Source organism: Streptomyces xanthii (assembly GCF_014621695.1).
GTDB lineage: Bacteria > Actinomycetota > Actinomycetes > Streptomycetales > Streptomycetaceae > Streptomyces > Streptomyces xanthii.
Window position 1 is genome coordinate 7,592,606 of sequence record NZ_CP061281.1, and the last position, 24,797, is coordinate 7,617,402.

Sequence of the window (24,797 nt, forward strand, 5' to 3'; positions counted from 1 at the left end):
AAGGAACACCGCCATGTCGGAGCTTCTCGTCGACTTCATCACCTCCCTGGACGGCTGTGCTTCGGGGGAGGGGTGGCCCGGATTCTGGGGCCTCGAAGGCCCCGAGTACCTCGCGTGGCTGGGCGAGCAGCCCAAGGCCACCTACCTGATGGGAGCGAACACCTACCGTCTGATGTCGGGATTCGCGGCGGGGGAGGTACCGGGTGGCCAGGACGGGCTCAGGCCCGAGGAAGAGGAGTCCGTCGACGAGCTCACCCAGGCGACCAAGGTGGTGTTCTCCTCCTCGCTGGAGGATCCCCTGAAGTGGGCCAATTCCACGCTCGTCCGTGACGACGCCGTCGAGGCCGTCCGCACCATGAAGGCGAACGGTTCGGGGCTCCTCAGCACGATCGGCAGCCTCAGCCTGTGCCGGTCCCTGCTGCGAGCGGGGCTCGTCGACCGCTTCCGGGTCGTGATGTTCCCGGTGATCACCGGGGCCACGGGTGAGGAACGCATCTACGACGGCTATCCCGACGTCGCTCTCGAGATGACCGACCACCGCACCTTCGACGGCCGCATCCAGCTGGTCGAGTACAAGCCCAGCGTGCTCGAGCACCCTCCGCTCGCTACCCCTGCCTGACCTCACACCTCAGAGGTGGCCGTCCAGGAGGCTCCGTACCTCGACTACGGTCATGGGGCCCGTGGCGTGCGCCACCGCCTCTCCCGCCTTCAGCAGGACGCAGGACGGTGCCCCGGTGACCTCGTATCGCCGGGTCGCGGACGGACAGCGCGTGATGTCGGCGCGTACGGCCGTCAGGCGGCCCGCGTACGCGTCGGCGATGTCCCCCACGACGAGGTCCATCTCCCGGCAGGGTTCGATCGCCTTGGGCCAGGTCCCGGTGAAGTAGGCGAGGACCGGAACCTTGCTCATCCCGAGGATGAAATCGAACTCCGCGTCCTCACGAGGCCGGTGAACCTGCTTCGCCATGCGATCTCCTGACCTCACGTTCCGTCGTTGCGGCCCCCATCATCCCTTGCACGGGGCGGTCGAATCACGCGTCAGCCGGCCCCCGCGTCACACGGCCCGGAGACCGACCGCCAGCGTCAGTTCGAGGACCCGCTGCGGCGATGCGAGTTCCGGGAACAGCGACCGCAGCTGCTGCATCCGGTAGCGGACCGTCTGGGGATGGACGAACAGCGCCGCCGCCACCTCGTCCCGCCGGCCCTGGTGCAGCAGCCACGCCCGCAACGTCTCCTCCAGCCGCCGTGCCGTCGCGGCGGGCAGGGCCCGCAACGGGGCGAGGGCTCGGGCCCGCAGATCCGCGAACGCGTCCACGTCGGCGCTCAGCACCAGATCGGGCAGGTGCTCCTCGGTGTCGCGAATGTCGGGGGAGAGGGAGCGCGCCCGCACGGCTCGGGCGTAGGAGGCGGACACGCGCGTCCACGGCCGCGGCGGGCCGACCACCACGGAGCGTTCGGTCAGCTGCCGCATCAGACGTGATCGGTCGGCATCGGGGACGAGCAGCACGCCGGTGGCGTCCGGCAGATCGTCGAGTACGAGGGTGCTCGGGTCGAGGGTGCGATACGCGGGGCGGGCCTGGGCGGCGGGCAGCAGGACCGCGGTGAGCGAGACCGGAGGCTGCCATCCGGCCTGCTGAACGGAGGCCAGCAGCACGTCCGGGTGCGCGCCGGCGAGGAGCTCGCGGGCCAGATGCTCCAGGTGGCGCTCCTGGTCCCTGCCGCGGGCGGCCAGCTCGTCGGCGTGGCCCGCCGCGCTCGCGGCGGACAGCTCGTCGATGTAGGCGAAGGTCAGCTCGGCGAACTTGGCGACCTCGCCCGCGGGCAGCCCCGCGGGGACGGCCCCCGCCGCCAGACACCGCCAGGCCACGCGGGCGCCGACACGGTAGGCGCTGAGCAGGGCGTCCATCGACCGGCCGTCGCGCACCTCGCCGCGGCCCAGCTCGTAGGCGGCGTCACCGGCGTCGCCGCCCGTGGCGTTCCCGCTCGCGAGGTCCAGGTAGTGCCCGAGCGCGGTCCGGACGGCCCGGCGGATGGTGCCGCCCATGCGGCCCGAAAGCGCGTTGGCGTAGGAAGGGACTTCGTCGATGATCGCCTGGACGATCTCGTCGGCCGTGGTCTTCAGCGCGGACCGCAGCGCGGTGACTGTCTTCTCGTCCAGGGCCAGCTCACTGGCCCTCCGGAATGCATGACTCACGTTTTTTGTACCCTGCGAACAATTCTGCCGACCAGATTTACGTCCTACGGTCAGGACTTTACGCCTCGCGGCGCAGCAAGCTGGTGTCATGACGAGTGCAGCCCTCCGCAGCAGGGCGTGGAAACTGCTGGAGATGGTCACGACGCCGGTGCTGCCGTCGGACTACCTCGACCTGGTCAGCCCGCTGCGCGCGGGCGCCGACCTGCGGGGTCGCATCGAGGCCGTGCACCCCGAGACGGGTGACGCCGCGACCCTCGTGATCAGGCCGGGACGGGGCTGGCGCGGCCACACGGCCGGTCAGTACGTGCGCGTCGGGGTCGACGTCGACGGGGTGCGTCTGTGGCGCGCCTACTCCCTCACCTCCCCGACCGACCGGCAGGACGGCCGCGTCACGATCACCGTGAAGGCGATCCCGGGCGGCAAGGTCAGCAACCACCTGGTCCGCCGGGTGACACCGGGCACGCTGATCCAGCTCGACCAGGCGACCGGTGACTTCGTGCTGCCGCGGCCCAGGCCCGCCAAGGTGCTCTACCTGACGGCCGGCAGCGGCATCACGCCCGTGATGGGCATGCTGCGCGACACCGCGTTCGACGACGTCGTCATGGTCCACAGCGCGCCGCAGCCGCAGGACGTGATCTTCCGCAAGGAACTGCACGCCCTCGTGGCGGAGAAGAAGCTGCGCCTCACCGAGGTGCACACCGACACGGACGGCATCCTCGACATCGCCCGTCTCGACGCCCTCGTACCGGACTGGGCCGAGCGCGAGACCTGGGCCTGCGGCCCCGCGGGCCTGCTCGACGCCGCCGAGGAGCACTGGACCGAGCACGGGGTGCGGGAGCGCCTGCACACCGAACGCTTCCGCCCCGCCATGGTCGTAGCGGGCGACGGCGGCGAGGTCACGTTCAGTGCCACCGGCAGGACCGTCGAGGCGGACGGCGCCACCCCGTTGCTGGACGTCGGCGAGGAGGCCGGAGTGCTCATGCCCTCCGGCTGCCGCATGGGCATCTGCTTCGGCTGCGTGGCGCCGCTCAAGGCGGGCGCCGTCCGCGACCTGCGCACCGGCGAGATCACCGAGGGCGAGCCGGGCGTCCTCATCCAGACCTGCGTGTCCGCGGCCGCGGGCCCCTGTGACATCGAACGGTAGGAACACCTTGACCGCTATCGACCCCACCGCCCACCTGACCGCGGAGCAGATCGAGGAGCTCGGCCGCGAGCTGGACGCGATCCGCGACGAGGTGATCGCCGGCCGCGGCGAGAAGGACGCCGCCTACATCCGCAAGGTCATCTCGGCGCAGCGCAAGCTCGAGCTGGCCAGCAGGGGCGTGCTGCTGTTCTCGTTCTTCCCGCCCGCCTGGCTGATCGGTACCGCAGGACTGTCCGTGGCGAAGATCATGGACAACATGGAGATCGGGCACAACATCCTGCACGGCCAGTGGGACTGGATGCGGGACCCGAAGATCCACTCCACCACCTGGGAATGGGACCACGTCTCGCCGGCCGACCAGTGGAAGCACTCGCACAACGAGCTGCACCACACGTACACGAACGTGATGGGCAAGGACAACGACCTCGGCTACGGCATCATGCGGGTCGACGAGGACCAGAAGTGGCACCCGTTCCACCTCGGCCAGCCGCTGTGGAACTTCATCAACGCCTGCTTCTTCGAGTACGGCATCGCCGCGTACGACCTGGAGCTCGGCAAGAACCTGCACAAGCGCCGCCGCAAGAACCCGGAGTTCCGAGAGCGGGCCAAGGCCGTGGGCCGCAAGATCCGCAGGCAGGTGCTCAAGGACTACGTGATCCACCCGCTGCTGTCGGGTCCGTCGTTCCTCCCCACGCTCGCCGCCACGTTCACCGCGAACCTGGTCCGCAACCTCTGGTCCCACTCGGTGATCATGTGCGGGCACTTCCCCGAGGGCGTCCAGGTCTTCGAGCGCCGGTCGATCGACGGCGAGACCCGCGGCCAGTGGTACCTGCGCCAGATGATGGGCTCGGCCAACATCAGCGGCAGCAAGGCCATGCACTTCATGACCGGCAACCTGTCGCACCAGATCGAGCACCACCTGTTCCCCGACCTGCCGAGCAACCGGTACGCCGAGGTCGCGGTCAAGGTGCGCGCGCTGTTCGAGAAGTACGAGCTGGAGTACGTCACCGGCCCGCTGCCCAAGCAGGTCTACTCCGCGTGGCGCAAGGTCTTCCGCCTCTCCCTGCCGAACAAGACGCCCAAGGTCGACACGCCGGACCGCGAACGGGAGCTCGTCGCGGCCTGAGGAGGGCAGGGGCAGGAGCCGGATTCAGTACACGTAGAGGCTGCTGTCCCAGTCCTCGATGGTGCATTCGCCCACCTCACCGTCTCCGGGCTCGCTCGAGAAGGCCCAGTCCAAGGTGAAGCTGAAGGTCCCCGAGGCCTCGGCCTCACCCTGCCGATCCTGCAGTCCGTCGCCGGTACGGCTGTCCTGAACGAGGGACGCGGTCAGGTAGCTCTCGAAGAATCCCTGGAAGGTGAACTCCACGGCTGGGCCGTACCGTGCGTAGTCGGCGCCGTCCACGCCCACGTCCAGGTGCGTCATGACGGGTGGGCCGGCGGTCGTGTTGGCCCAGTCGTCGACGGAGGGGAACTCCACCTGTACCCGTGCGCAGATCTGCTCCTCCAGGTCGGTCATCCGCTCGGCGAGCAGGTCTGCCAACGAGTGGCCGCACAGGTCCTCGAGGACGGAGACCGTCTCCCTGCCTCGGCTGCGGAGGTGCAGGGCAAGGGAGCGGATCGGCCTGTCATGGGGCTCGAGTTGCTCTTCGTCGAGCTCGACGACGCGGTTCTTCACGTAGTCCGCCCGGTCGGCGTCCAGGTTCGCGAGCCTCTGCACGACCTCTGGAGCGTGGTCCATGAAGGCGTCCTTGGCCTTCTGGGAACTAAGCTCCGCCTTGAGGGCACTCTGGAGATCCCTCGCCACCCGGGTGTCAGAGCCGAAGCTCTTGCAGTCGCGGATCACCCGGTCGCGCTGTCGGCGGGCCTTCTTGAGCTGCATCAGCAGAGCCGGCGCGGCATTGAAGGTCTCGTCTCCCTTCCGCATGTTGCACGGTCGGCAGATCGGGGCGAGGTTCATGGGGTCGTCGAGGTCGAAGCTGTCGTTCAGACCGAAGAGGTCCTTGAGATCCTTGAGTGCCTGGCCGGTGAGGCTGCGGGGCACGATGTGGTCGATCTCGGCGTGAGCGACCGCGATTTCCTTCTGGCACATGTGACACAGGTAGTTCCACGCCTTCAACAGGGCCAACTTCAGCGGGGTGTTGTCGGCGCGGGGGACGTAGCGCACGGGGACTCCTCTTCTGCCTGCGGCACGGTCAGGTCGTAGGACCTTGCAGGCGGAGCGCTGGTTCCCGGGTGCCCCGGCCCGAGGCGGGGGACGGACGGGCGCGGCATCTCACCCGGCGGAACCGCCCACCCCGACGACGCCCGCCAGCGCGACCATGACCTCGACCGCTTCGCGGTCCGTGAGTGCCTGCTCCCGGCACAGCGAGCGCCAGGTGGAGAACGCCGTGGCGTGGCCGATCACCGCCCACCGCACCGGGTCGGCATCGCCCGGCCACGGCTCGGCCAGCACCTCGACGTACTGCCTGGCCATCGCCTCACGGGCCCGGCGGATCGACTCGGGTACGGCGTGCTGGTCGCGGATGACCAGGGTCAGCATCGCCTCGCCGGAGCGGTAGAAGCGATAGAGGTCGGTGAGTCCGGCCGTCAGTCGCTCGACGGGGTCCGAGATCGTGCGCCACTCGTCGGGCCGGGGCGGCTTCTGGTGCGACATCCAGTGCCCCGAGCAGGCCTCGAACAGGGCCGTGTCGTCCGGGAAGTGCCGGTACACGGTCATCCGCGTCACCCCGGCGCGCTCGGCGATGGCGGCGATGCTCGTCGCACCCGGGCCCGCGGTGCCGTGCAGGTGCACGGCGGCCTCGACGATGCGCTGCCGGGTCCGGTCCACGTCCTCGGCGCGTTTGCGCATCTCGTAGCCACGCGATTTCGTCGAACGCTGGTGTTCACTCAAAGCTTGACACCTCTGGGTCCGCGGCGGAGACTTTTTAGGAGAACACCAGTGTATCGCCAAAATGCACCGAGGTGATCAACATGACTGAATCGCCGGCACCGCCGCTCACCGTCGTCCGCCCGGGGGAGGGGTCCGAGGGTTTCCTCGGCTCCATAGGGGTCGCCTTCAAGCTGTGGGGCGCGGACACGGACGGAGCGGTCTCCGTCGTCGAGCACCCGTTCCCGGTCGGCGCCCTGGTTCCGCCGCATCTGCACACCCGGGAGGACGAGTACTCGATCGTCACCGAGGGCGAGATCGGCTTCCGGTCCGGAGACCGCGAGGTCGTCCTGGGCGCCGGCGGCTACATCACCAAGCCGCGCGGGGAGCTGCACACGATGTGGAACGCGGGATCCGTCCCGGCCCGGATGATCGAGATCATCAGCCCCGCCGGATTCGAGCACTTCTTCCGCGAGGTGGTCGAGATGTTCGAGGACGAGCAGCCACCGCCCCCGGACGCGCTGCCCGAGCTCGCCGCCAAGTACGGCCTCGAACTCGGCCGCCCCGACTGGCTGCCCGACGTCATCGCACGCTTCGACCTGACACCACCGCCGGGCCTCTGATCGGGGTAGGGGCGGACCGCAGGCTGTGCGTGGGCATTCGGCCGGGCGTCGCGGTGATACGTTGACGCGACTTCTGGGAGGGGCGGGCGAATCCGTGGACGTTGACCTGCGCCGCGCGGTCGTGCTGACCCTGCGCGAACTCGGGCGTAGCGACGACTGGCGTGACCGGGCGGATGCCGGTCACGGCCTGGCAGGTCTCGCCGAGATGCCGGAGGCCGTGGACCCCCTGCTGGAGCTCGTGCTCGATACCGGTGACACCTACGTCACCAGACGGACCGCGGAGGCTCTGCTTCGGCGAAAGGACAAGACCGGACTGGCGATTGTCGCGTCAGCCCTGGCGGCCGCCGACGACAACCACGCCGACTGGATCCACACCGCGGTCGTCGATGTCTTCGGCATCTTCTGGAACGACCTGGACGAGGGGCTGCGACTCAGCGAGGAGCTGTCGGGCGACGCCGACGATCGTGTAGCCCGCGGAGCCCGTCGCCTGCACGAGAGCCTGTCACACATCGATCCCGTCCTTCGCTCCGCGAAGTGAGGGTCCGGTCGCTGCCACGAGGGTGCGGATCGTCGCACTCCGTCTACGCCACGCACGTGGTCTCCTGACGCTACGTTGGATGGATGGCCGACTCGCTGCCACCCTGCGGCACCATCCTGGGCCCGGACGAACTGGAAGCCCGATGGGCGGAGGCCTGGCGACCGGAACAGGTCGCAGAACGACTGGCCGTCCTCGGCCTTCCCTGGTGCGTCGTGGCGGGATGGGCACTGGATCTGTTCCGTGGAGGGCAGTCGCGGCCCCACGGCGATCTGGAGATCGCGGTGCCGGCGGCGGGGTTCGCGCAAGTTCGGGATCTCTTCCCTGAGTGCGTGTTTGACGCAGTGGGCTCGGGGCGAATCTGGACACGCGCAGACACCGAGACACTGGCGGCCACGCATCAGACCTGGGCGCGAGATCCGGCGACCAACCAATTCCTCTTCGACGTCTTCCGAGAACCGCACGACGGCGGAACATGGATCTGCCGCCGGGACGACAGCCTTCGCTTGCCCTACGACGCGATCATCGAGTGGAACGCGGACGGCATTCCCTATCTGGTGCCGGAGCTGGTGCTGCTGTTCAAAGCGAAGTCACCGCGACCCAAGGACCAATCCGACTTCGACGAGGTTCTGCCGCTGCTGAGTCAGGGTCGCCGCGATCTGCTCGGCCGCTGGCTGACCCGCATGCATCCCGGGCATCCCTGGTTGGCAGGGCTGACGAGATAGCCCGTTCATGCAGCAGAGGGGCGGCGGAGGGCGGTCCGGACGCTGCGATGTGGGGGAACGCGCATCGGCTCCGCAACGCGGGCCGTCGATGGACGTGTTGAGCGTCCTTTGACGGCGCAGGGGCCTGCACGTGATGTCAGTGGTGTGTGGTGCGATGGCCGGACCGTATCGCCGTGACCCGCCTGGAGCCTGCCTTGTCGTCCGAGTACACGTCTCTGACCCACGCCGTCACCGAGGCCCTGGTCGATGTCCTGTGGTTCATCGAGGGCTGTGAGGACGAGCAGATGGATCCGGACGACGCGGTCAAGGTCCTGGAGGGTGTAGGGAACCTGGTCAGCCAGCTGTCGAGTGGTCAGCGGAGCGAGTTCGTCGACCTCCTGAAGACGATGGCAGACCGCGAGTCCGACCCGGCGCGGCGGGAGTTTCTGGAAGGGTTCCCGGAAGGCCTCGGGCTCCTTGACGACGTGGTCTGACAGCTGCGCGCGCGGCGGCTAGGTTCTCTCGTGCGCGGTCGGCTTTCGGGGGTGCCGGCTCTGAAGGGAATGGTTGCATCCCCGGCCTGTCTGGGGGTGGCTCGGAGTTTCGTCCGGGGCCCAACCGGCGGTCGGGCGCTGTCGATGGCCAGGTGATGCCCTGTCAGTGTCGGTCGCGCATCACTTCTCCGGCCGCGAACGGCTGCCGGCTTCAGTCTCACTTGCGCTGCCGTGAACCGGGCTGAATGGATGGGGTCTTGCCGTGCCGGCCTGGGGCCGGCGACCCCTGTGATGTCAGAGGCCGCGCAGCGCTTCGTACAGATCGCCGTAGGCGCTCCAGCAGCAGACGCTGCCATCGTCCTCCAGGTGGCCCATGTACCAGTCCTCATCGTCCACCGGCTTCACCAGGCACAGTCCCTGGAACCCCAAGACGATCTGAGGGTGCAGCCGTTGTTCATTTCCTTCCGGTCGGTCCAGCCAGGTCACGACTCGATCTGTGCTGAGGGGCTCGGCTTTCCGATCGCCGGAGACCTCCCGGATCTCGTCCAGGGTCCATCCTGCTGGTAGTAGCTGCTCCTGGGGCATCCCGTGATGATGACAGCACCACCGGCGGAGCCGATGTGTGGGTCAACCGCGACCAGCCGGTCCCGTCGGTGGCTCGCCCCAGGGGGCTTCCAGCGCGGACCGCAGCGCCGCCATCGGGGCGGAGCCGATCCGGTCGGTCAAGGTCGTCTCGAGGTGGTCGAGGGCGTGGCGGGCCCGCTCGTGGGCGCTCTTTCCTTGAGGGGTGCGCCGGATCGGGCGCTGTCGTCCCGACGTGGGGGCGGGTGCCTGTTCCAGGAGGCCGGCGTCGACCAAGGCGCGTACGGCCTGGTGGGCGGTCTGCCGGGTGACGCCCATGCGTCGGGCCAGCTCCGAGACGGTGGTGCCGTCTTCGTCGAGCGCGGCGAAGAGCTGCACCTGAGTCGGGGTGACCGGAGGGACCCCGTCCGCCGCCAGGGCCGCGAGGAGACCTTCCTCGAACCAGCGCCGGGCGTCGTTGAGGAGTTGCGGCAGGTCACGTCGGTTCTCGGTCACGTTCTTTCCTCGCATGCGGTGGGGCCGGAGGTGGGCGGCCGCTTGCCGGGCCGCAGTCACTCGTGTCAGGGTACCTGACATATGGAGTGTCAGGCAGGCTGACATGGAGAGGGTGGTAGTCATGACCATGGAGTTCGCGTCGCGTTGTCGCGGCACCTCCCGCATCCCCGCTGACCCGAGCAGGCCCTACGTGATCGAGAAGGGCGAAGGCGATCGCGCCCACCTGTTCGGTGACCTGATCACCGTGTACGCGGGCGGGGAGCAGACCGAGAACGCCTTCAACTTCTTCACCGTCGAGGGCCCCAAGGGCGACATCATCCCCGCGCACCTGCACGCGGACACCTACGAGGTCTTCTACGTGACCCAGGGCGCCGTCCGGCTCTTCGTCGAGGACACCGAGGGCCGGCAGACCGAACGGCTGCTCACGCCGGGAGACTTCGGCTTCGTACCGAAGGACTGTCCGCACGCCTATCGCATCGAGCGCCACCACTCCCAGATCGTCGGCGTCGCGGCGGGTCCCGGTGGCACCTTCGAGCGGTTCTTCGAGACCCTCGGTACCCCAGCCGAAGCCCTCGGGCTGCCTGCCACGCCGTACGTACCGGAGCCGGAGCGGTTCGCCTCGGTGTCGCAGCAGTTCGACGTGCGCTTCCTGGCGGGGCATGAGTGGGGGACCAGCGCATGACCTCGTGCGAGCTGCTCGACCTGATCCCCGCGCCGCATCCCGACACCGCCGCGCTGCCACCTTTCGCGCAGCGGGCGGACGGTGTGCGGATGGTTCGCGGCGTCCCCTACGGGCACGTCGACGGTGGGCGTCCGTTGGAGCTCGATCTGTGGTTGCCCGGGCCGTCCGCCGAGGGGCGGCCGACCCCTGTCGTTCTGTTCGTTCATGGTGGGGCCTGGCGGCGGGGGCGGCGTGACGACATGGGGCTGCATACGCGCTCCTGGGATCCCGGTCCCTTCGAGCGCCTCGCACGGGTCGGCTTCGCCGTGGCCTGCGTGGACTACCGGCTCAGCGGCGAGGCGACGTTCCCCGCACCCCTGGACGACCTGCGGACCGCTCTGCGTTGGCTGACGCTGCGTGGCGAAGAGCTCGGGATCGATCCGGGGCGAACTGTGGTCTGGGGGGAGTCCGCCGGAGGGCACCTCGCGTCTCTGCTCGCGCTCACCCATGACCAGCCGCGCCCCGCCGCGGCCGTCATCTGGTACGGGCCGGCCGATCTCACTGCCCCGCGGCCGCCGTTCGACCCGTCTGCGTCCGACACGATGGAGGCGCGACTGCTCGGGGACGCTCCCGTACGCGTGCCTCGCCTTGCGCGCTCGGCGAGCCCCGTGCACCAGGTCAGGGCCGGAGCGCCACCCTTCCTGCTTCTGCACGGTGAGCGCGATTCGATGGTGCACGCCGACCACAGTCGGGAGCTGGGCCGTGCGTTGCGGGAGGCCGGCGCGCCCGTGGAGCTGCGGCTGGTGCCGCACGCCGATCACGGCTGGTACGGGCTGACGGGAACGGCCGTCGAGGATCTCTTTCGGCAGTCCCTTGCATTCGCCACCCAGCACGTGCGGGGCTGTGTCTGAAGTGGTTCGCGGCGTGGGTCTTCCCGGATGCCGGCCCGGTCGAACACGGCCGTGTGCGGGACGGCGAAGGGTCTGGCGCCGAGGTGGGTTTGTCGGCGTCAGGCCCTTGCCGCGCGTTGTGTTCCCTGTCGGGCAGCGAAGGTGGTGGTCAGTTGTAGGTGAGGTCCGATGCCGTGTAGCGGCAGGATGTGCCGTCCGGCCCGCTGCCGGTTTCCTTGGGTTCGGCGCCGGTGTTGTTGCCCTGGTAGCGCACGCATGGCTTGATCTTGCGGCTGCTGTCGCCGTGGAAACGGATATTCCGCAGCGCTGCCGTGTCCCCGTAGTTGGTGTTGACACCGACGATCGACTTGCCCGGCGCGGTGATGTCCACGTCGTTCACGAGGATCGTGCGCTTGTACTGGGTCGAGCAGTTGCCGCAGGAGCGGACCAGCTTGCCGAAGTTCTCCAGGTGGAACTTGGTCACGACGAGCTTGCCGGCGCCGTTGAACTGGAAGGTCTTGTCGGCCGCGCTTCTGGCACCACCGCCGTACACGGTGTAGACCGCGGACGCGGACTTCCCCTTGAAGGTGGCGGCGTCCTCGCCGACGTCCTCCCACCAGACGTTCTGCAGGGTGCAACTGCCCTCGCAGTGCACACCGTCGGCGGCGGGGGAGCCGATGATGACGTTCTTGAGGACGGCGCCGTCCTTGAGCTTGAAGATCGGTCCTGGCCTTCCTCCTGGCCGTCGCCGCCGAGTTCACCGGCGCCGTAGTAGCGCTTGTAGCCACCGTCGAGGGTGCCGGACACGGAGATGGTGGAGGAGACGGACTGCCGGCCCTTCGCCTCGGGCCAGTTGGAGGCGGCGCCCGCGGGGCTGAACATGCCGCTCGCGAAGAGGGCGCCGCCGGTCAGCCCGAGCGCGGCGGCACCTGCGGTGATCGCGCGGCCTTTGGTGACGCGACGGCGGTGGCGTGCGGGGGGTGAGGTTTCCTTGTTCATGTCCCTTGGTTGCCGCCGAGGGCGGGAAGGTTGCCGCCCGCACCACAGTTCTTCCCGGACGTACGCCTCTGGGCTCAGGCGAAGTCCCCACTCGACGCGGCCTGTTGACCCGTGATCGTGCGGCCGGTGACGGAGTACGAGTCCCCGCCGGCGTCCCGCGCACCCGTAGCGTGGTCGTACTGACCGGCGAAGACATGCTCCCCGGCAGGCACCGTCCGGCCGGGCTTCAGCACCCAGCGGTAGATGAGGAATCCGTCGCGTTCGGCGACCGATGCCGTGAAGTCGTCGGCGGGCAGAGAACGCCAGTTGCCGGTGTCGGCGACGTCACCGGTCTGCGCGACGCGCAGCTCCACGGTCAGTGCCGAGAGCTCCTTCCGTGCCTTGAACGTGACGTTGCTCTGGGCCCAGTACGTGTGGGAGCCCGGGTCGACGGACCCGTCCGACCACAGCTCCGCGTCGGCTGCCGCGGCGGGAGGCGGCGCCGGGGACTTGGCGGGCAGTGATGGGGCGTGGTGCGGTGCCGTCGCGGAAGCGGATGCCGGGGTCCCCGTCACACGTCACCGAGGCGGCGCCGGTCCTCCTCGGTCCACGTCCGGGTGTCGCGAGGCTGTGTGTAGGGCTCGGCCTCGGCGGGGTGTCCGCCGGCGACGGCCCGTTGGCGTACGGTCTCGGCGTCGAACTCCAGGCCCAGCAGGATCACCAGATTGCTGATCCACAGCCAGAGGAGGAAGACGATGACGCCGGCCATGGTGCCGTAGGTCTTGTTGTACGAGCCGAAATTGGCCACGTAGAACGCGAAGCCGGCGGAGGCGATCAGCCAGACGACGATGGCGAGGAAGCTGCCCGGGGTGATCCATCGGAAGCCCTTCACCTTGGCGTTCGGGGTGGCCCAGTACAGGATCGCGATCATCATCGTGACGAGGACGACGAGGACCGGCCACTTGGCGATGGACCACACCGTCAGGGCGGTGTCCCCGATGCCGAGCGCCTTCCCCGCCTCCCTGGCCAGGCTGCCGGTGAAGACCACGATGAGCGCACTGACCACCGCCAGCACCATCAGCACCACCGTCACACCGATCCGCACCGGCAGGATCTTCCACACCGGGCGGCCCTCCGGCATGTCGTAGACGGCGTTCGCCGAGCGGATGAACGCGCCCACGTAGCCGGACGCCGACCACACGGCCAGCACGATGCCGACGACAGCCATGACGGAACCGAGGCCGGCGTTGCCCTGCAACTGCTCCACGGCCCGGGTGATGATGTCCCTGGCCGAGCCCGGCGCGAACTTCTTGATGTTGGCCAGCACCGAGTCCGTCGCGGACTGGCCCGCGATGCCCAGCATCGACACCAGCACCAGCAGCGCGGGGAACAGCGACAGCACTCCGTAGTACGTCAGCGCGGCCGCGCGGTCCGCCAGCTCGTCGTCCTTGAACTCCCGCAGCGAGCCTTTGAGTACGCCGCGCCATGCGTGCTTGGGAAGTTTCGTCGGCGCGTCGGGGGCCCGGCGCTCCACCTCGGGGCCGGGCCCGACCTCCTCAGGGGCGGGCGGCTCATGCTTCTGGTTCTCGTCGCTGCCGTGATGAGCGTTCCGCCCCGGCAGATGCAGCTTCACCATGGCCGCCGGGTATCCACCTCGCCCGCGCCTAATCGATCAGAGTCCGCCGGGCGTCCTCCGTACGCCGCCGGGATCCTCTTGGTGGCGCGCCCGCCCACGGGCTCAGGCCGCATCGGCGAGCCGGGCGGGCCGCCCGGACTGATCGCGTTCGCCGGACGGCCGGCTGCCCGCGTCGTGGACCAGTCGCAGATGACGGTCACGGGAATGGCGAGGCGCCCGCCGCGGTGGCCTGCCCAGGAACCTTTCCTCGATGCGGTCCATCAGGAACAGCAGTAGGCCCAGGACGGGCAGAAGCGACACGGCGACGGCGATCACGGCGACATCCCTCCGTTCGGCAACGTCGACCGGGTTCCCCTCCGCCCCTCGCTCAGCAGCCGCGAAGTGTGAAGGTCTGGTGAGCGCAGGGCCCGGTTCAGGTACGGACGGCACCTGCTGAGGGGTGGGAGGTGCTGGTGGAAGCGGGATCGTCGAGCGACACGTCGATCACGTCGACGAGCCGGCGCAGCTTGTGCTGCGCGCGCGGGGCATCCGGCCGCGGCAGGCGGACGACGGCGGTGGCCGAGAGCGGGGACGAGGTGGCGTACGCGAGGTCGAGCACGTGGTGGTTGTTGAGGGTGGACGCGAGACGTGCGAGCGTCCCGTGGCCGGGGCGCAGCGTGACGGTGAGGCGGGCGTGATCCATGGGTGGTGGTCCTTGTCTGCGGGGGTCGTGGTGGGGCCGTTGTGGGGCCGGGAAACGAAAAAGACCCCTCGCGAGGCGCGAGAGGTCTGCGTGCGGGCGGTGAGCCGGGGAGGGTTACTCCCGAGGGCTCGATGCCGGCACGCTGCCGCTGATAATCAGCTGCTGCTGCATGCGGGCATGGTGCCAGATCTTCGCCGCATCCTGGAAGGTCATCTCATACTGCGGACGAGGAGGTGTGACGCCGCTTCAGGCTCCGCGGGTGTCCCTCAGCCTGTTCCCGGGCCCGGTGGGGGCCTTGAGGCACAAGAACACGGCGGCTCGACCTCGCCAAGGCCGAGCCGAGAGCCCAAAAACTGAACGTGCCGGCGAGGTCAGGGGGCGAGGGGGAATGAGGGCAGGGAGTGCCGTATCGCTGTGCGCAGGTCTCTGCTGAGCCTTCCGGTTCTTTCCCAGTCCACGAGGAGTTGGGCCACGTGGGCCACCTTGATGCCGGTTCGCGCTGCCGCCGCGCGCAGGACGTCGGTGGCATCAGGGATGCTCGTCCGTCCCACCGCGGCGAGGACCGACGCGCCCTGCTCGATGATCGTCGGGGCGCCCGGCAACTGGTCTCGAGCGGTGGGTTCCAGGAACTCGGTCATGAGGCCTCCAGGGGCAGAAGAGTGACAGGCACGTCGAGGGACACCGCCCGTGCTCGCGGTGAGCATGAGGATGCGCACCTTGAGGAAACGGTGCGCGAAGGGCGGACTGCTGCTCGTGCGCCGATGCCTTTGCTCCAAAGCCCGGCCTTTCGATGTGTACCCATGGTTGGCCGGTGGCCATCCTGCGGTTCCCGCCTCTGAACCCAGCGAGGACCCGTCACCCCGGTGTGCAGCGGTGAGGAAGCGTTCAGGTGCGCGGACGCACGGTCGTCGACCATGACCTGCGAAACGTTCGCGACGGCGGAAATACCTGGTGGCGACGTGACCGGTTCATGCCGCCAGACGGTCGCCGAGCGGGCTGCGCAGGTACAGCACGAGGTGCCCGTGCCGGGCCCGGGTGACCAGTCCCGCCCGGCGCAGGACCCCCAGATGCTGGCTCACCGTGCCGGGGCTGAGCTCCAGCCGGTGGGCCAGGTCGGTGGTGCTCGCCGGCTCCGCGAGCTGGGTCAGGAGCAGGGCCCGGGTGCTGCCGAGCAGATCGGCCAGGGCCTTCGGCGGGGCCACGGCGTGCGTGTGCCAGACCGTGGCGCGGCCCCGCGCGGGGTACGCGATCCTGGGCGCCAGCGCGGGGTTGAGGAGTGTGCTGGCACGGTCGCAGAACAGAGACGGGGTGAACGTCACGCCGCGGCCCTCCACCGCCAGGTCACGCCGTTCGTCGCGGAGCGTGTCCACGGTGAGCGTGCCTGCCTGCCAGCGCAGGCCGGGGTGGATGTCGGGGAAAAGCGCCGCGGCCCCGCCGTCGGCCAGCCGCCGCGCCCGGTGCAGGATGTCGGACCGCAGAACCGCCTGCATGCGCGGCCAGTGCGGCGCGACCACGAGCGCCCAGTAGGCGTACAGGGCGTCGGCGATGCGCGCGAGCAGGGCCGGGGGATCCCGGTACGCGTCGACGAGTCCGGCGCAAAGCTCCGTACCACTGGCGGCCTGGAGCAGTTCGGCCGTCACACGCTCGGCAGGCGTGGCCCGCAGTGCCGCGAACTCGCCGTCGACATCGGGGGACGGGCCGCCGGGATGAGGGGTCAGGAAGTCGGCGATGCGCCGGCGCGGCCCGACCAGGCACCGCAGAAGGGGCCAGTCGAGTCGCCGCAGCAGTGGGGCGCCCTGGCGCAGCAAGGGCCGATGCTCGGCATACCGGACCGGGTTCTGCCACGCCCGCAGGCTCAACACGGTCTCCTGCAGCGGGGAACACGCGAAGCGGACCGAGGCGAGGTCGTCCAGGTCGAGCCGCAGCAGCAACATTCGGCCCAGACTAAATCTCTCGCACCGCGGCCGGTTCGCCGGGTGGGATCACCACCATGACCACCGCTCCGGCCGGGAGAAACTCGGCGACGGCTCCAGACCGGCCCCTCATGCACGGCCACACGCCCACCGGCACTCCAGCCCCGCGCACGGACCCGGACACCGGCGAGCGCGCCCCCGCACGTGGGGCGGGCCGATGACTCTGACGCAGGCTCATAGCTGGTACGAGCTGGAGGAGCTGGACGACGGCCTCGTGCGCATCACCGAGCCGCACGTCGACAAACTGGTGCGGGCCAACCTCTGGTGGCTGCGCGGAACGGACCGCGACCTCGTCGTGGACGCGGGCCTGGGCGTCGCCTCCCTGCGCCGCCACATCCCGAAGATGTTCGAGCGGGACCCTCTGGTCGTCCTCACCCACGCACACCTGGACCACGTCGGCGGAGCACACGAGTTCACGGAACGCGCGGCCCACAAAGCCGCCCAAGAGTTGCTGGCACAGGGCGTGCCGTCCAGCCTTCACGGTCCCGAGCTCTACAGGAAACTCGGTGTGGAGGCAGGGGGAGAAGAGATGCCGGCGCTGCTGATCGACGCGCTTCCCCACCCCGGCTACGACCCGACTGCCTACCGCGTGGAGCCACTCACGGTGCACCGTGTTCTCGAGGACGGGGACACCATCGACCTCGGCGGGCGCGCCCTGACCGTCCTGCACCTGCCCGGACACACCCCCGGCTGCATCGCCCTGCTCGAAGAACGCACCGGGGCGCTGTTCACCGGAGACGTCGTCTACAACGGCCACCTCATCGACGACCTCCCCGAATCCGCCCCGTCGGACTACCGGCGCAGCCTCGCGCGCCTGGCCGACCTGGACCTGTCGACCGCCCACCCGGGCCACGGCCGGAGCTTCTCCGGGTCCCGACTGCGGGAACTCGCCCACCAGTACCTGAGCGGGCCCTCCGCATAGGGACGTAGAGAGGAAGAGAACCACGTGGATGTGTACGAAGCCGTGGTAGGTCGCCGGGCCGTGCGGGCGTTCAGCGACGAGCCGGTGCCCCGAGACGTTCTCGAACGCGTGCTGACCGCGGCGGCGCGCACACCGTCGAGCGGCAATCTCCAGCCGTGGCGCGCCTACGTCGTGGCCGGCGAGCCGCTGGCCGAGCTGAAGCGACGCGCGACGGCCAGGGCCGTGACGGGAGACCCGGGCGACGAGCGCGAGTACCCGATGTACCCGCCCGAACTGGCCTCCCCGTACGCGGACCGCTTCTCCGCCGCTGCCGCCCAGAGGTACCGGGCCCTGGGCATCGAGCGGGACGACCCCGACCGACCCGCGAAGATCGCCGCCCTGAACTGCGGCGCGTTCGGGGCGCCGGTCGTGCTGTTCTGCTACCTCGACCGGACCATGGGCCCGGGACAGTGGGCGGACGCGGGGATGTACGTACAGACGGTGATGCTGTTGCTGAGGGCGGAAGGCCTGCACAGCTGCCCCCAGGTGATGTGGACCATGTACCGCGAGACCGTCGGTGAGGTGGTCGGGGCCGACGACGGACTCGTGCTGTTCTGCGGCGTCTCGGTGGGCTTCGAGAAGGAGGGCGTGGCACGGCTGCGCACCGGGCGGGCGGATCTGGCGGAGACGGTGAGTTTCGTCGGAATGTGACGAGTTGGCGGCCAGGACGCACAGGTCAGTGGGCCGGGACGAGGAGCGCGGGCCGTGCGGGAACATGTGCGAGCTTCACTGACAGGAGATGTCAGTGAAGCTCCGGACACTGGTGCGATGCTCCTCAGTCACCCCTCCCAACGGGCCGAACGGCTGCTCGTGCCCGCTGCCTTCGCGACCGCTCTCGGAAACAACGTCCAACTCATCGCGGGCGCACTGCTCCTGATCAGGGAGCAGCGGACCATGATGGCCGTCGGCTGGCTCTTCATCGCCGTCGCCGGGCCGCAGGCGCTGCTCTCGCCGCTCTTCGGGCGGCTGGCCGACCGCTTCGACCGGCGGGCGCTGTGGATCGGCTGCGATGTCACCAGTGCGGCGCTGGCCCTCGGGCTGCCGCTGTGGCTGGTGTGCGGCGGATCCCCGGGGCCCGGTGTCTACGGCGCCAATCTGACGCTCGCCGTGGTCGGCGCCCTGTTCTTTCCGGCGAGTTCCGCGCTGATCAAGGAAAGGGTCGCGGCGGACCGGCTGCGACGGTTCAACGCCCGCTACGAGATGGGGACCCAGGCGGGGATGCTGCTGTCGGCGACGATCGGCGGGCTGTCCGTACAGGCCTTCGGCGCCCTGCCGCTGCTGGTGTTCAACGCCGGGACCTTCGTCGTGTCGGCGCTCTGCGTCGCCGCGGTGGGGCGTCGCCCGAACCGCGTGCCGACGGCCACCCCGGACGGCGGGCCGGCACCGGTCCCGACCGGGTCACGGGTGCCGCTGCCGATGCGTCACTTCATCCTGCTCTACGCCCAGGGGAGCGTGGTCGTCACGGTCTTCAACGCACTGCTGCCCACCGCCGTCATCGGCGAACTCCACCTGGGGGCGGGGACGTTCGGCGCCGTCGACGCCCTGGGGAGTCTCGGCTTCCTGGCGGCGACCGGTGCCTACCGGATCGTCGGCAGGCACTGGCCCGACCTTCGCGTCGCCGTCGTGGGCTTCCTGCTCTGCGACGCAGGCCTGCTGCTGCAGAGCCAGTTCGGGATCGCCGGCTATCTGATCGGCGTACCGCTGGGCGCGTTCGTCTTCGGGCAGGCCCGGATCGCCTCGCGGACCATGCTGATGACCTCGGCCGACGACGCCTCGGTGGGCAGAGTCTTCGGGCTGGCGAACGGCGGCGGTCTGGCGGCCACGGTCGGAGTGATGTTCCTGGTCGCGACGGTCACCGACCACACCGACACGCGCTACGGCTTCGCGGTACTCGCCGCGCTCTCCCTGCTGGCCACGCTGTCCGCGGGACTGCTGCTGAGGTCACCGGCCCCGCACCGGCCAGAGGTGTCCGCCGGGCGGTACCGGTCGAGCATCGCCGCCGCTGTCGCCGCGAGCGCGCGGCGCAGTTCCTCGGGGGCCAGCACCTCGATGTCCGGCCCCAGCGACAGCAGGGTCGGCAGCGCCGACTCGACCGATTCCAGCGGTACGGTCGCGGTCACCCAGCCGTCGGCCTCCGGCGGTCCCGCCGACGCCTCGACGGCACGGACCAGCGCCGCGTCCAGTCGGTCCGGCAGCGCGGACAGCAGCGCCGGAGCGATCCGGACGGAAGCCTGAAGGCGCAGTCTGCGGGCGTCGTAGGCGTGGAGGTAGTCCTGCCAGTGCGCGGCCAGATCGAAGCCGTCGGGGCGCTCGAAGCCGTCCTCTCCGACGTCCAGGCGGAGGATCGACGACACCCGGTAGGTGCGCACCGCGTCGTCCGTCGCCGCCACGAGGTACCAGACGCCCGCCTTGAGGACCAGGCCGTAGGGGTCGAGCTCGCGCTCGACTTCCTGCGGCTCGGCCCAGCGGCGGTAGCGCACCCGGATGCGCCGCTGGTTCCACACGGCGTGGGCGAGCGCCACGAGAGCGGGCGGGGAGTCCTGCTCCCGGTACCAGCCGAGCGCGTCGAGGTGGAAGCGTTCACGGACCCGGCCGGACCGGTCCCGGAGCGGGGCCGGCAGCGCCGCGGTCAGCTTCAGCTGCGCCGCCGCCAGCACCTCGCCCAGTCCCAGATCGTCCGCCGCGCCGGGCAGCCCGGCCAGGAACAGGGACTCGGCCTCTTCGGCGTGCAGCCCGGTGAGCCGGGTCCGGTAACCGCCGAGCAGCTCGTATCCGCCGTGGTGCCCGGCGTCCCCGTAGACCGGGATGCCCGCGCCGCTCAGTGAGTCGATGTCCCGGTAGACGGTCCGGACGGAGACCCCCAGCTCCTCGGCGAGCTCACCGGCCGTGAGCCGGCCCCGGTTCTGCAACAGCAGAAGGAGGGAGAGGAGCCGGGCCGCGCGCATGCAGCCATCATCCCAGGCCGGGCCCGGCCTGGTCCGGCGGCCGGCTGCCCGTCTGCGCGAACGAGCCCGCGGAACCCGGACGTCCCGGCTCAGTGCTCGAGGGTGGCGAGCCAGTCGGTCAGGAGGCGGTTGACCTCGTCGGGGCGCTCCTGCTGGATCCAGTGGCCGCAGCCGTCCAGGAGATGGGCCGCGGACAGTGCGGGGAGAGTGGCGGGGAAGGCGTCGATGGCATCGGACATCCAGGTGGTGGAGGCGTCCAGGGTGCCGCCGATGAACAGGGACGGCTGCTTGATCGCCGCTCCGCTGTGGGGGGCGAGGTCTTCCCAGTCCCGGTCCATGTTCCGGTAGCGGTTGAGTGCGCCGGTGAGGCCCGTGCGTTCGAACTCCGCGGCATAGACGTCGAGTTCCTCCTCGCTCAGCCACCCGGGGAGCGGCCCGTCGGGGAAGCGGTCGCGCAACTGCCCGCCCGGGGCGACGAAGTGCGGGTCCGGTTCGCCCTCGGCCGGCATGGTGTCGGCGGACAGGGCCGCGTAGAAGCCCGCGAGCCAGCCCCGCACATCGGGCTCGATCTCCGACTCGGCGCGGCCGGGCTCCTGGAAGTAGGAGACGTAGAACTCCTGGTCGGGGCCGCCGATGTGGTCGAAGACGTCCGTGGGACGGGGGCCGCCGGGCGGCGCGTACGGCACGCTCAGCAGGCCGGCCGCGCGGAAGACCTCGGGGTGGAGCAGGGCGGACGCGGCGGCGATGTTGGAGCCCCAGTCGTGGCCGACGACCACCGCTGACTCCTCGCCGAGGGCGCGTACGACGGCGACGTTGTCGGCCACCAGGTCGAGCATGCGGTAGGCGTCGGTCGCGGCCGGCTTGGAGGAGCGGCCGTAGCCGCGTACGTCGATGGCCACGGCACGGAAGCCGGCCGCGGCGAGCGCCGGGAGCTGGCGGCGCCAGGAGTACCAGGACTCGGGGAAGCCGTGGACCAGCAGGACCAGCGGGCCGGTGCCCTGCTCGGCCAGATGCAGGCGACCCGCGGGGGCCTCGACGATGCGGTGGCGGAGTACTGAGGTCGGCTCGGATCGCATGGGCGACTTCTCCTCGGTTCGCGGCTGGTCGGCGGCTACCCATCGATCATCGGGCGCGGCGGCGGCGCGGCGCGATCAGTGTTGCCGTTCCGGCAAGTTCACGCGGTGTGGGTCCGACAGCTGAGGGGTCACGCCGGTTCGGAGCCGGTCTCGAGCCGGCTGGTCCGGGCCAGCAGCCATGCCGTCAGGGCGCGGACGCGTCCGTCTTCTTCGGGTGACCGACGGCTGAGGAGGTGGTAGCTGGTGCCGTCGGGGACGAATCCGAAGGGTGCGACGAGCTGCCCTCGCTCCAGGTCGTCGTGGGCGACGGCGTACGGGGCGATGGCGACCCCGACGCCGGCCGTGGCGGCCTGGAGAGTCAGGTAGAAGTGCTCCAGGGTCTGCTGGGAGGCGGGCTCTGTCCGCCTGCCGGTGATACGCCGCCAGTCGTCCCAGGCCTGTGGCCGTGTGCCGGTGTGCAGCAGGGGTACCTGTGCCGCGCCGTCCGGGCCGGTCAGCAGGGGTGCGAGATCGGGGCGGCACACGGGTCCGATGCGTTCCGCGAACAGGCGCGTCGGGGGCGTCTGCTCGGGGAACGGGAAGTCGTCCCGGCGGATCGCGAGGTCGATGCCGTCCCGCTCGAAGAAGACAGGGCCGCCGCCCGCGGACAGGTGCACGGCGACGTCCGGCACGTTCACGGCCAGATCGGGGAGCCGGGGGATGAGCCATCGCATCAGGAGCGTGGGCTCGCACGAGAGGGTGAGCGGGCCGATGGGCGTGGGGTGGGCGATCTGCCGGGCCGCCGCGTCGATCTGATCGAGCGCGTCCCGCACGACGGCCGCCAACTGGCGGGCCTCAGAGGTCGGACGCAGGGCGCGGGTCTGACGTTCGAACAGCGAGGTCCCCAGGGCCCGTTCGAGATTCTGGATCTGTCGGCTCACCGCGCCGTGCGTGACATGCAGTTCCCGCGCCGCCGCGGTCATGCTCGCGTGCCGGACGGTCGCCTCGAAGGGCAGCAGGGTGTTCAGAGGAGGAAGGGCCGACCAGCGCATGCGTGAACTCTACTCACAGGTCCTGTGAGAACGAATCGTTTGTCCTGCGCTTTCGGCCTGCACGACTATTGATCCGTTCACAGAGAAGAGTTGCCGAGGGAGAGGGCGGGGCATGACATTCCGCAACGCCGCGCGGCAGGGCATCGCCATCCTGGCGGATGACCTCACCAGCGCCGGGGACGGCGCCGCGCCGTTCCGCCAGGCAGGGCACGACGCACGGATCCTGCTGTCCGCCCCGGCGAGCGTGCCGCGGCACGCCGTGGGGGTGAGCGCGGTCGACCTGGGGAGCCGGGTGCTGGACGAGGCGGCCGCCGTGTCGCGTACGGAGCGGGCGGCCCGCCTGTTCGCCGGCTCCGAGCTGCTCTTCAAGACGGTGGACTCCACCCTGCGCGGCCACGTCGCGGCAGAGGTCCGGGCTGCCTGGGCGGGATCGGGGAGGCGGGCCGTCGTGCTCGCACCGGCCTTCCCCGCGGAAGGCAGAGTGACGGTGAAGGGCGTCCAGTACGTACGGGGCGTGCCGGTGCACGAGAGCGACTACGCCCGCGACCCCGTCCATCCCGTGCGGTGCTCGGACCTCGCCACCCTGTTCCCGGAGGCCGCTCTCGCGCAGCCCGAGCGGGCGGACGAGCTGCCCGAACTGATCGGGAACGGTGGCCTGATCGTCTGCTCCGCCGCCGAGGACTGCGACCTCGACCGTGTGGTGGCAGCGGTGCCGCGACTCGACGACGTGCTGTGGGTCGGCTCCCCGGGCCTGGCCGCGGCCCTGGCCCGAAGATGTGCACGCACCACCGGCAGCGGCCCTGCGCCACTTCCCGACCCGGCCCGGCGTCCACTCATCGTGGTCGGCAGCACCAACCCGGCCACCCGCAGACAGCTCGCCGCCCTCCGCACCAGGGACGACGTCCAGGGAGTCACCGTAGGTACCGATCCGGGCCCGGCTGTTCAAGCGCTACGAAGCCTGACAGCACCCGTCCTCACCCTGCAGACACCCGATGAACGCCACTCGCCGCAGACCGCCCACCTGCTCGCCCGCGCTCAGGCGGCGGTCGTCCAGGCCCTCGCCGAAGACCACACCGTCGACGCACTCGTCGTCACCGGGGGAGAAACGGCCACCACCGTCCTCCACCCCCTCGGCGCCACCGGCATCGACCTCGTCGACGAACCCGAACCCGGCGTCGTCCGCGGCTCCCTGACCGGCCGGCTGCCCCTGCCCGTGCTGATCAAAGCGGGCGGCTTCGGTGACGACGCCCTGCTCCTGCGGCTGTCCCACCTCGTCCGACACCGCCTCGCACCAGGAGAACACGCATGACCCCGATCGCCATCACCATGGGCGACCCCTGCGGAATCGGCCCCGAGATCACCCTCAAAGCCTGTGCGGATCCCCGCACCACCGTGCCCGTCGTCGTCATCGGCGACACGGACGTCCTCGCCCGCGCCGACAAAATCGCCGGCACCGGCCTCGCACTCCGCCCCATCGCGTCCGTCGACCAGGCGACGTTCACCCCCGGCATCGTGAACGTCCTCGCCGAGGACGGTCTCCCGGCAGACCTCCCCTGGGGCACCCTCGACGCCCGCGCCGGAGCGGCGTCCTACCGGTACGTCCGCCGCGGAATCCAACTCGCCCTGGCCCACCGGATACGCGCTCTGGTCACCGCGCCGATCAACAAGGAAGCCCTGCGCCTGGCCGGCGTCCCCTACCCCGGGCACACCGAGATCCTCGCCGACCTGTCCGGCACCACGGACTACGCGATGATGATGGCCACCGACGAACTGCGGATCGTCCTCGTCACCGTGCACCAGTCGCTGCGCACCGCGATCGACTCGATCACCACAGGCCGCGTGCTCGACATCATCCGCCTCACCCACCGCACCCTCCGGGGCGGCGGACTGCCCACCCCGCGCATCGCCGTCGCCGGGCTCAACCCGCACGCGGGGGAGGACGGCCTCTTCGGCCGCGAGGACCTGGACATCATCACGCCGGCCATCGAGACCGCGCAGAGCGAAGGCATCCAGGCCAGCGGCCCCTGGCCCGCAGACACCGTCTTCATGCGCGCCCGCGCCGGAGCCTTCGACGCCGTGGTCGCCCAGTACCACGACCAGGGCCTCATCCCCGTCAAGTACCTCGGGATCGAGCACGGCGTCAACATCACCATCGGCCTGCCCTTCGTCCGCACCAGCGTGGATCACGGCACCGCCTTCGACATCGTCGGCCTCGGCACGGCCGACCACACCAGCCTGCTCGCCGCCCTGACCCACGCCGACCGCCTGTCCGCGGAGGCACCGGCCCACACCTGACCCGCCGACCCGCAGCAGCCCGGAACAGA

The 24,797-nt window shown here is 70.2% G+C and carries 28 protein-coding genes and 2 pseudogenes; 14 read left to right on the forward strand and 16 right to left on the reverse strand.

Features of this window, described 5'->3' with window-relative positions:
- The first annotated feature begins 13 nt into the window (after positions 1-13).
- The gene (locus IAG42_RS34490; protein WP_188340883.1) at positions 14-619 is read left to right on the forward strand and encodes a dihydrofolate reductase family protein; all 606 of its coding nucleotides are present in this window, start codon (positions 14-16) and stop codon (positions 617-619) included.
- A 9-nt stretch (positions 620-628) separates the two neighbouring features.
- Here IAG42_RS34490 and IAG42_RS34495 read toward each other — a convergent pair whose 3' ends face one another.
- Both IAG42_RS34495 and IAG42_RS34500 read right to left on the reverse strand, forming a co-directional pair.
- Positions 629-967 carry a thioredoxin family protein gene (locus IAG42_RS34495; RefSeq protein ID WP_188340884.1) on the reverse strand — a complete coding sequence of 113 codons (339 nt, stop codon included), beginning with the start codon at positions 965-967 and terminating at the stop codon, positions 629-631.
- 87 nt (positions 968-1,054) lie between these two features.
- Positions 1,055-2,194 (reverse strand): PucR family transcriptional regulator, encoded by a 1,140-nt coding sequence (locus IAG42_RS34500; RefSeq protein WP_188340885.1) that lies wholly within the window; start codon positions 2,192-2,194, stop codon positions 1,055-1,057.
- A gap of 88 nt (positions 2,195-2,282) precedes the next feature.
- Between IAG42_RS34500 and IAG42_RS34505 the strand changes: the two genes are divergently transcribed.
- Entirely contained in the window at positions 2,283-3,338 is a 1,056-nt protein-coding gene (locus tag IAG42_RS34505) for a ferredoxin reductase (protein ID WP_188340886.1), read from the forward strand.
- A 7-nt stretch (positions 3,339-3,345) separates the two neighbouring features.
- Entirely contained in the window at positions 3,346-4,464 is a 1,119-nt protein-coding gene (locus tag IAG42_RS34510) for a fatty acid desaturase family protein (protein WP_188340887.1), read from the forward strand.
- A 24-nt stretch (positions 4,465-4,488) separates the two neighbouring features.
- Here the strand turns inward: IAG42_RS34510 and IAG42_RS34515 are convergent, their stop codons facing one another.
- Both IAG42_RS34515 and IAG42_RS34520 read right to left on the reverse strand, forming a co-directional pair.
- Positions 4,489-5,505 carry an HNH endonuclease gene (locus IAG42_RS34515; RefSeq protein WP_188340888.1) on the reverse strand — a complete coding sequence of 339 codons (1,017 nt, stop codon included), beginning with the start codon at positions 5,503-5,505 and terminating at the stop codon, positions 4,489-4,491.
- A gap of 108 nt (positions 5,506-5,613) precedes the next feature.
- Positions 5,614-6,231 carry a TetR/AcrR family transcriptional regulator gene (locus IAG42_RS34520; protein WP_223206293.1) on the reverse strand — a complete coding sequence of 206 codons (618 nt, stop codon included), beginning with the start codon at positions 6,229-6,231 and terminating at the stop codon, positions 5,614-5,616.
- A gap of 80 nt (positions 6,232-6,311) precedes the next feature.
- Here IAG42_RS34520 and IAG42_RS34525 point away from each other — a divergent pair, with 80 nt between their 5' ends.
- The 4 genes from IAG42_RS34525 to IAG42_RS34540 all read left to right on the forward strand — a co-directional run bounded on the left by IAG42_RS34525 (position 6,312) and on the right by IAG42_RS34540 (position 8,563).
- Positions 6,312-6,830, forward strand: coding sequence for a cupin domain-containing protein (locus IAG42_RS34525; protein ID WP_188340889.1), 519 nt, complete (start codon positions 6,312-6,314; stop codon positions 6,828-6,830).
- Between the two features lie 94 nt (positions 6,831-6,924).
- Entirely contained in the window at positions 6,925-7,368 is a 444-nt protein-coding gene (locus tag IAG42_RS34530) for a hypothetical protein (protein ID WP_223206294.1), read from the forward strand.
- An 83-nt stretch (positions 7,369-7,451) separates the two neighbouring features.
- Complete coding sequence (locus IAG42_RS34535) at positions 7,452-8,090, forward strand: nucleotidyltransferase domain-containing protein (protein WP_188340890.1); 639 nt, start codon at positions 7,452-7,454, stop codon at positions 8,088-8,090.
- A 173-nt stretch (positions 8,091-8,263) separates the two neighbouring features.
- Positions 8,264-8,563, forward strand: a complete 300-nt coding sequence (locus IAG42_RS34540; protein ID WP_223206295.1) for a hypothetical protein — start codon at positions 8,264-8,266, stop codon at positions 8,561-8,563.
- 294 nt (positions 8,564-8,857) lie between these two features.
- Here IAG42_RS34540 and IAG42_RS34545 read toward each other — a convergent pair whose 3' ends face one another.
- Together IAG42_RS34545 and IAG42_RS34550 are read right to left on the reverse strand one after the other, a co-directional pair.
- Positions 8,858-9,148 (reverse strand): hypothetical protein, encoded by a 291-nt coding sequence (locus IAG42_RS34545; RefSeq protein ID WP_188340891.1) that lies wholly within the window; start codon positions 9,146-9,148, stop codon positions 8,858-8,860.
- Between the two features lie 42 nt (positions 9,149-9,190).
- On the reverse strand, positions 9,191-9,640 hold the full coding sequence (locus IAG42_RS34550) for a MarR family winged helix-turn-helix transcriptional regulator (protein ID WP_223206296.1): 450 nt from the start codon (positions 9,638-9,640) through the stop codon (positions 9,191-9,193).
- Between the two features lie 121 nt (positions 9,641-9,761).
- On the opposite strand from IAG42_RS34550, the gene IAG42_RS34555 reads away from it, so the two are divergent.
- Entirely contained in the window at positions 9,762-10,322 is a 561-nt protein-coding gene (locus IAG42_RS34555) for a quercetin 2,3-dioxygenase (protein ID WP_188340892.1), read from the forward strand.
- A complete protein-coding gene (locus IAG42_RS34560) occupies positions 10,319-11,212 on the forward strand; it encodes an alpha/beta hydrolase (RefSeq protein WP_223206297.1) in 894 nt (297 codons plus the stop codon). Before IAG42_RS34555 ends, IAG42_RS34560 begins: the two co-directional genes overlap by 4 nt.
- Positions 11,213-11,360: 148 nt before the next feature.
- Here IAG42_RS34560 and IAG42_RS34565 read toward each other — a convergent pair.
- The 7 genes and pseudogenes from IAG42_RS34565 to IAG42_RS34595 all read right to left on the reverse strand — a co-directional run bounded on the left by IAG42_RS34565 (position 11,361) and on the right by IAG42_RS34595 (position 16,421).
- Positions 11,361-12,190, reverse strand: a pseudogene (locus IAG42_RS34565) (pectate lyase).
- Positions 12,191-12,264: 74 nt separating this feature from the next.
- Positions 12,265-12,744 carry a hypothetical protein gene (locus IAG42_RS34570; protein WP_317453351.1) on the reverse strand — a complete coding sequence of 160 codons (480 nt, stop codon included), beginning with the start codon at positions 12,742-12,744 and terminating at the stop codon, positions 12,265-12,267.
- Entirely contained in the window at positions 12,741-13,805 is a 1,065-nt protein-coding gene (locus tag IAG42_RS34575; protein WP_188340893.1) for a YihY/virulence factor BrkB family protein, read from the reverse strand. Before IAG42_RS34575 ends, IAG42_RS34570 begins: the two co-directional genes overlap by 4 nt.
- Positions 13,806-13,907: 102 nt before the next feature.
- The gene (locus IAG42_RS34580; protein WP_188340894.1) at positions 13,908-14,120 is read right to left on the reverse strand and encodes a hypothetical protein; all 213 of its coding nucleotides are present in this window, start codon (positions 14,118-14,120) and stop codon (positions 13,908-13,910) included.
- Between the two features lie 97 nt (positions 14,121-14,217).
- Complete coding sequence (locus tag IAG42_RS34585; protein WP_188340895.1) at positions 14,218-14,487, reverse strand: hypothetical protein; 270 nt, start codon at positions 14,485-14,487, stop codon at positions 14,218-14,220.
- 371 nt (positions 14,488-14,858) lie between these two features.
- Positions 14,859-15,125: a hypothetical protein gene (locus IAG42_RS34590; RefSeq protein ID WP_188340896.1), complete on the reverse strand. Its 267-nt coding sequence runs from the start codon at positions 15,123-15,125 to the stop codon at positions 14,859-14,861.
- A gap of 330 nt (positions 15,126-15,455) precedes the next feature.
- Complete coding sequence (locus IAG42_RS34595; protein WP_188340897.1) at positions 15,456-16,421, reverse strand: ArsR/SmtB family transcription factor; 966 nt, start codon at positions 16,419-16,421, stop codon at positions 15,456-15,458.
- 196 nt (positions 16,422-16,617) lie between these two features.
- Between IAG42_RS34595 and IAG42_RS34600 the strand changes: the two genes are divergently transcribed.
- From IAG42_RS34600 to IAG42_RS34610, 3 genes and pseudogenes are all read left to right on the forward strand, one after another.
- Positions 16,618-17,382, forward strand: a complete 765-nt coding sequence (locus IAG42_RS34600; protein WP_188340898.1) for an MBL fold metallo-hydrolase — start codon at positions 16,618-16,620, stop codon at positions 17,380-17,382.
- A gap of 24 nt (positions 17,383-17,406) precedes the next feature.
- Entirely contained in the window at positions 17,407-18,072 is a 666-nt protein-coding gene (locus tag IAG42_RS34605; protein ID WP_188340899.1) for a nitroreductase, read from the forward strand.
- Positions 18,073-18,189: 117 nt separating this feature from the next.
- Positions 18,190-19,215: pseudogene (locus IAG42_RS34610) on the forward strand (MFS transporter); the annotation flags it as partial.
- A gap of 80 nt (positions 19,216-19,295) precedes the next feature.
- Here the strand turns inward: IAG42_RS34610 and IAG42_RS34615 are convergent.
- The 3 genes from IAG42_RS34615 to IAG42_RS34625 all read right to left on the reverse strand — a co-directional run bounded on the left by IAG42_RS34615 (position 19,296) and on the right by IAG42_RS34625 (position 22,473).
- Positions 19,296-20,366 carry a helix-turn-helix transcriptional regulator gene (locus IAG42_RS34615; RefSeq protein ID WP_188340900.1) on the reverse strand — a complete coding sequence of 357 codons (1,071 nt, stop codon included), beginning with the start codon at positions 20,364-20,366 and terminating at the stop codon, positions 19,296-19,298.
- Between the two features lie 89 nt (positions 20,367-20,455).
- Positions 20,456-21,442, reverse strand: coding sequence for an alpha/beta fold hydrolase (locus IAG42_RS34620; protein WP_188340901.1), 987 nt, complete (start codon positions 21,440-21,442; stop codon positions 20,456-20,458).
- 128 nt (positions 21,443-21,570) lie between these two features.
- Complete coding sequence (locus tag IAG42_RS34625; protein ID WP_188340902.1) at positions 21,571-22,473, reverse strand: LysR substrate-binding domain-containing protein; 903 nt, start codon at positions 22,471-22,473, stop codon at positions 21,571-21,573.
- A gap of 112 nt (positions 22,474-22,585) precedes the next feature.
- Between IAG42_RS34625 and IAG42_RS34630 the strand changes: the two genes are divergently transcribed.
- Positions 22,586-23,782 carry a four-carbon acid sugar kinase family protein gene (locus tag IAG42_RS34630; RefSeq protein WP_188340903.1) on the forward strand — a complete coding sequence of 399 codons (1,197 nt, stop codon included), beginning with the start codon at positions 22,586-22,588 and terminating at the stop codon, positions 23,780-23,782.
- A complete protein-coding gene (pdxA, locus tag IAG42_RS34635) occupies positions 23,779-24,768 on the forward strand; it encodes a 4-hydroxythreonine-4-phosphate dehydrogenase PdxA (protein WP_223206298.1) in 990 nt (329 codons plus the stop codon). The genes IAG42_RS34630 and pdxA overlap by 4 nt, the downstream gene beginning before the upstream one ends.
- The last annotated feature ends 29 nt before the right edge of the window (positions 24,769-24,797 follow it).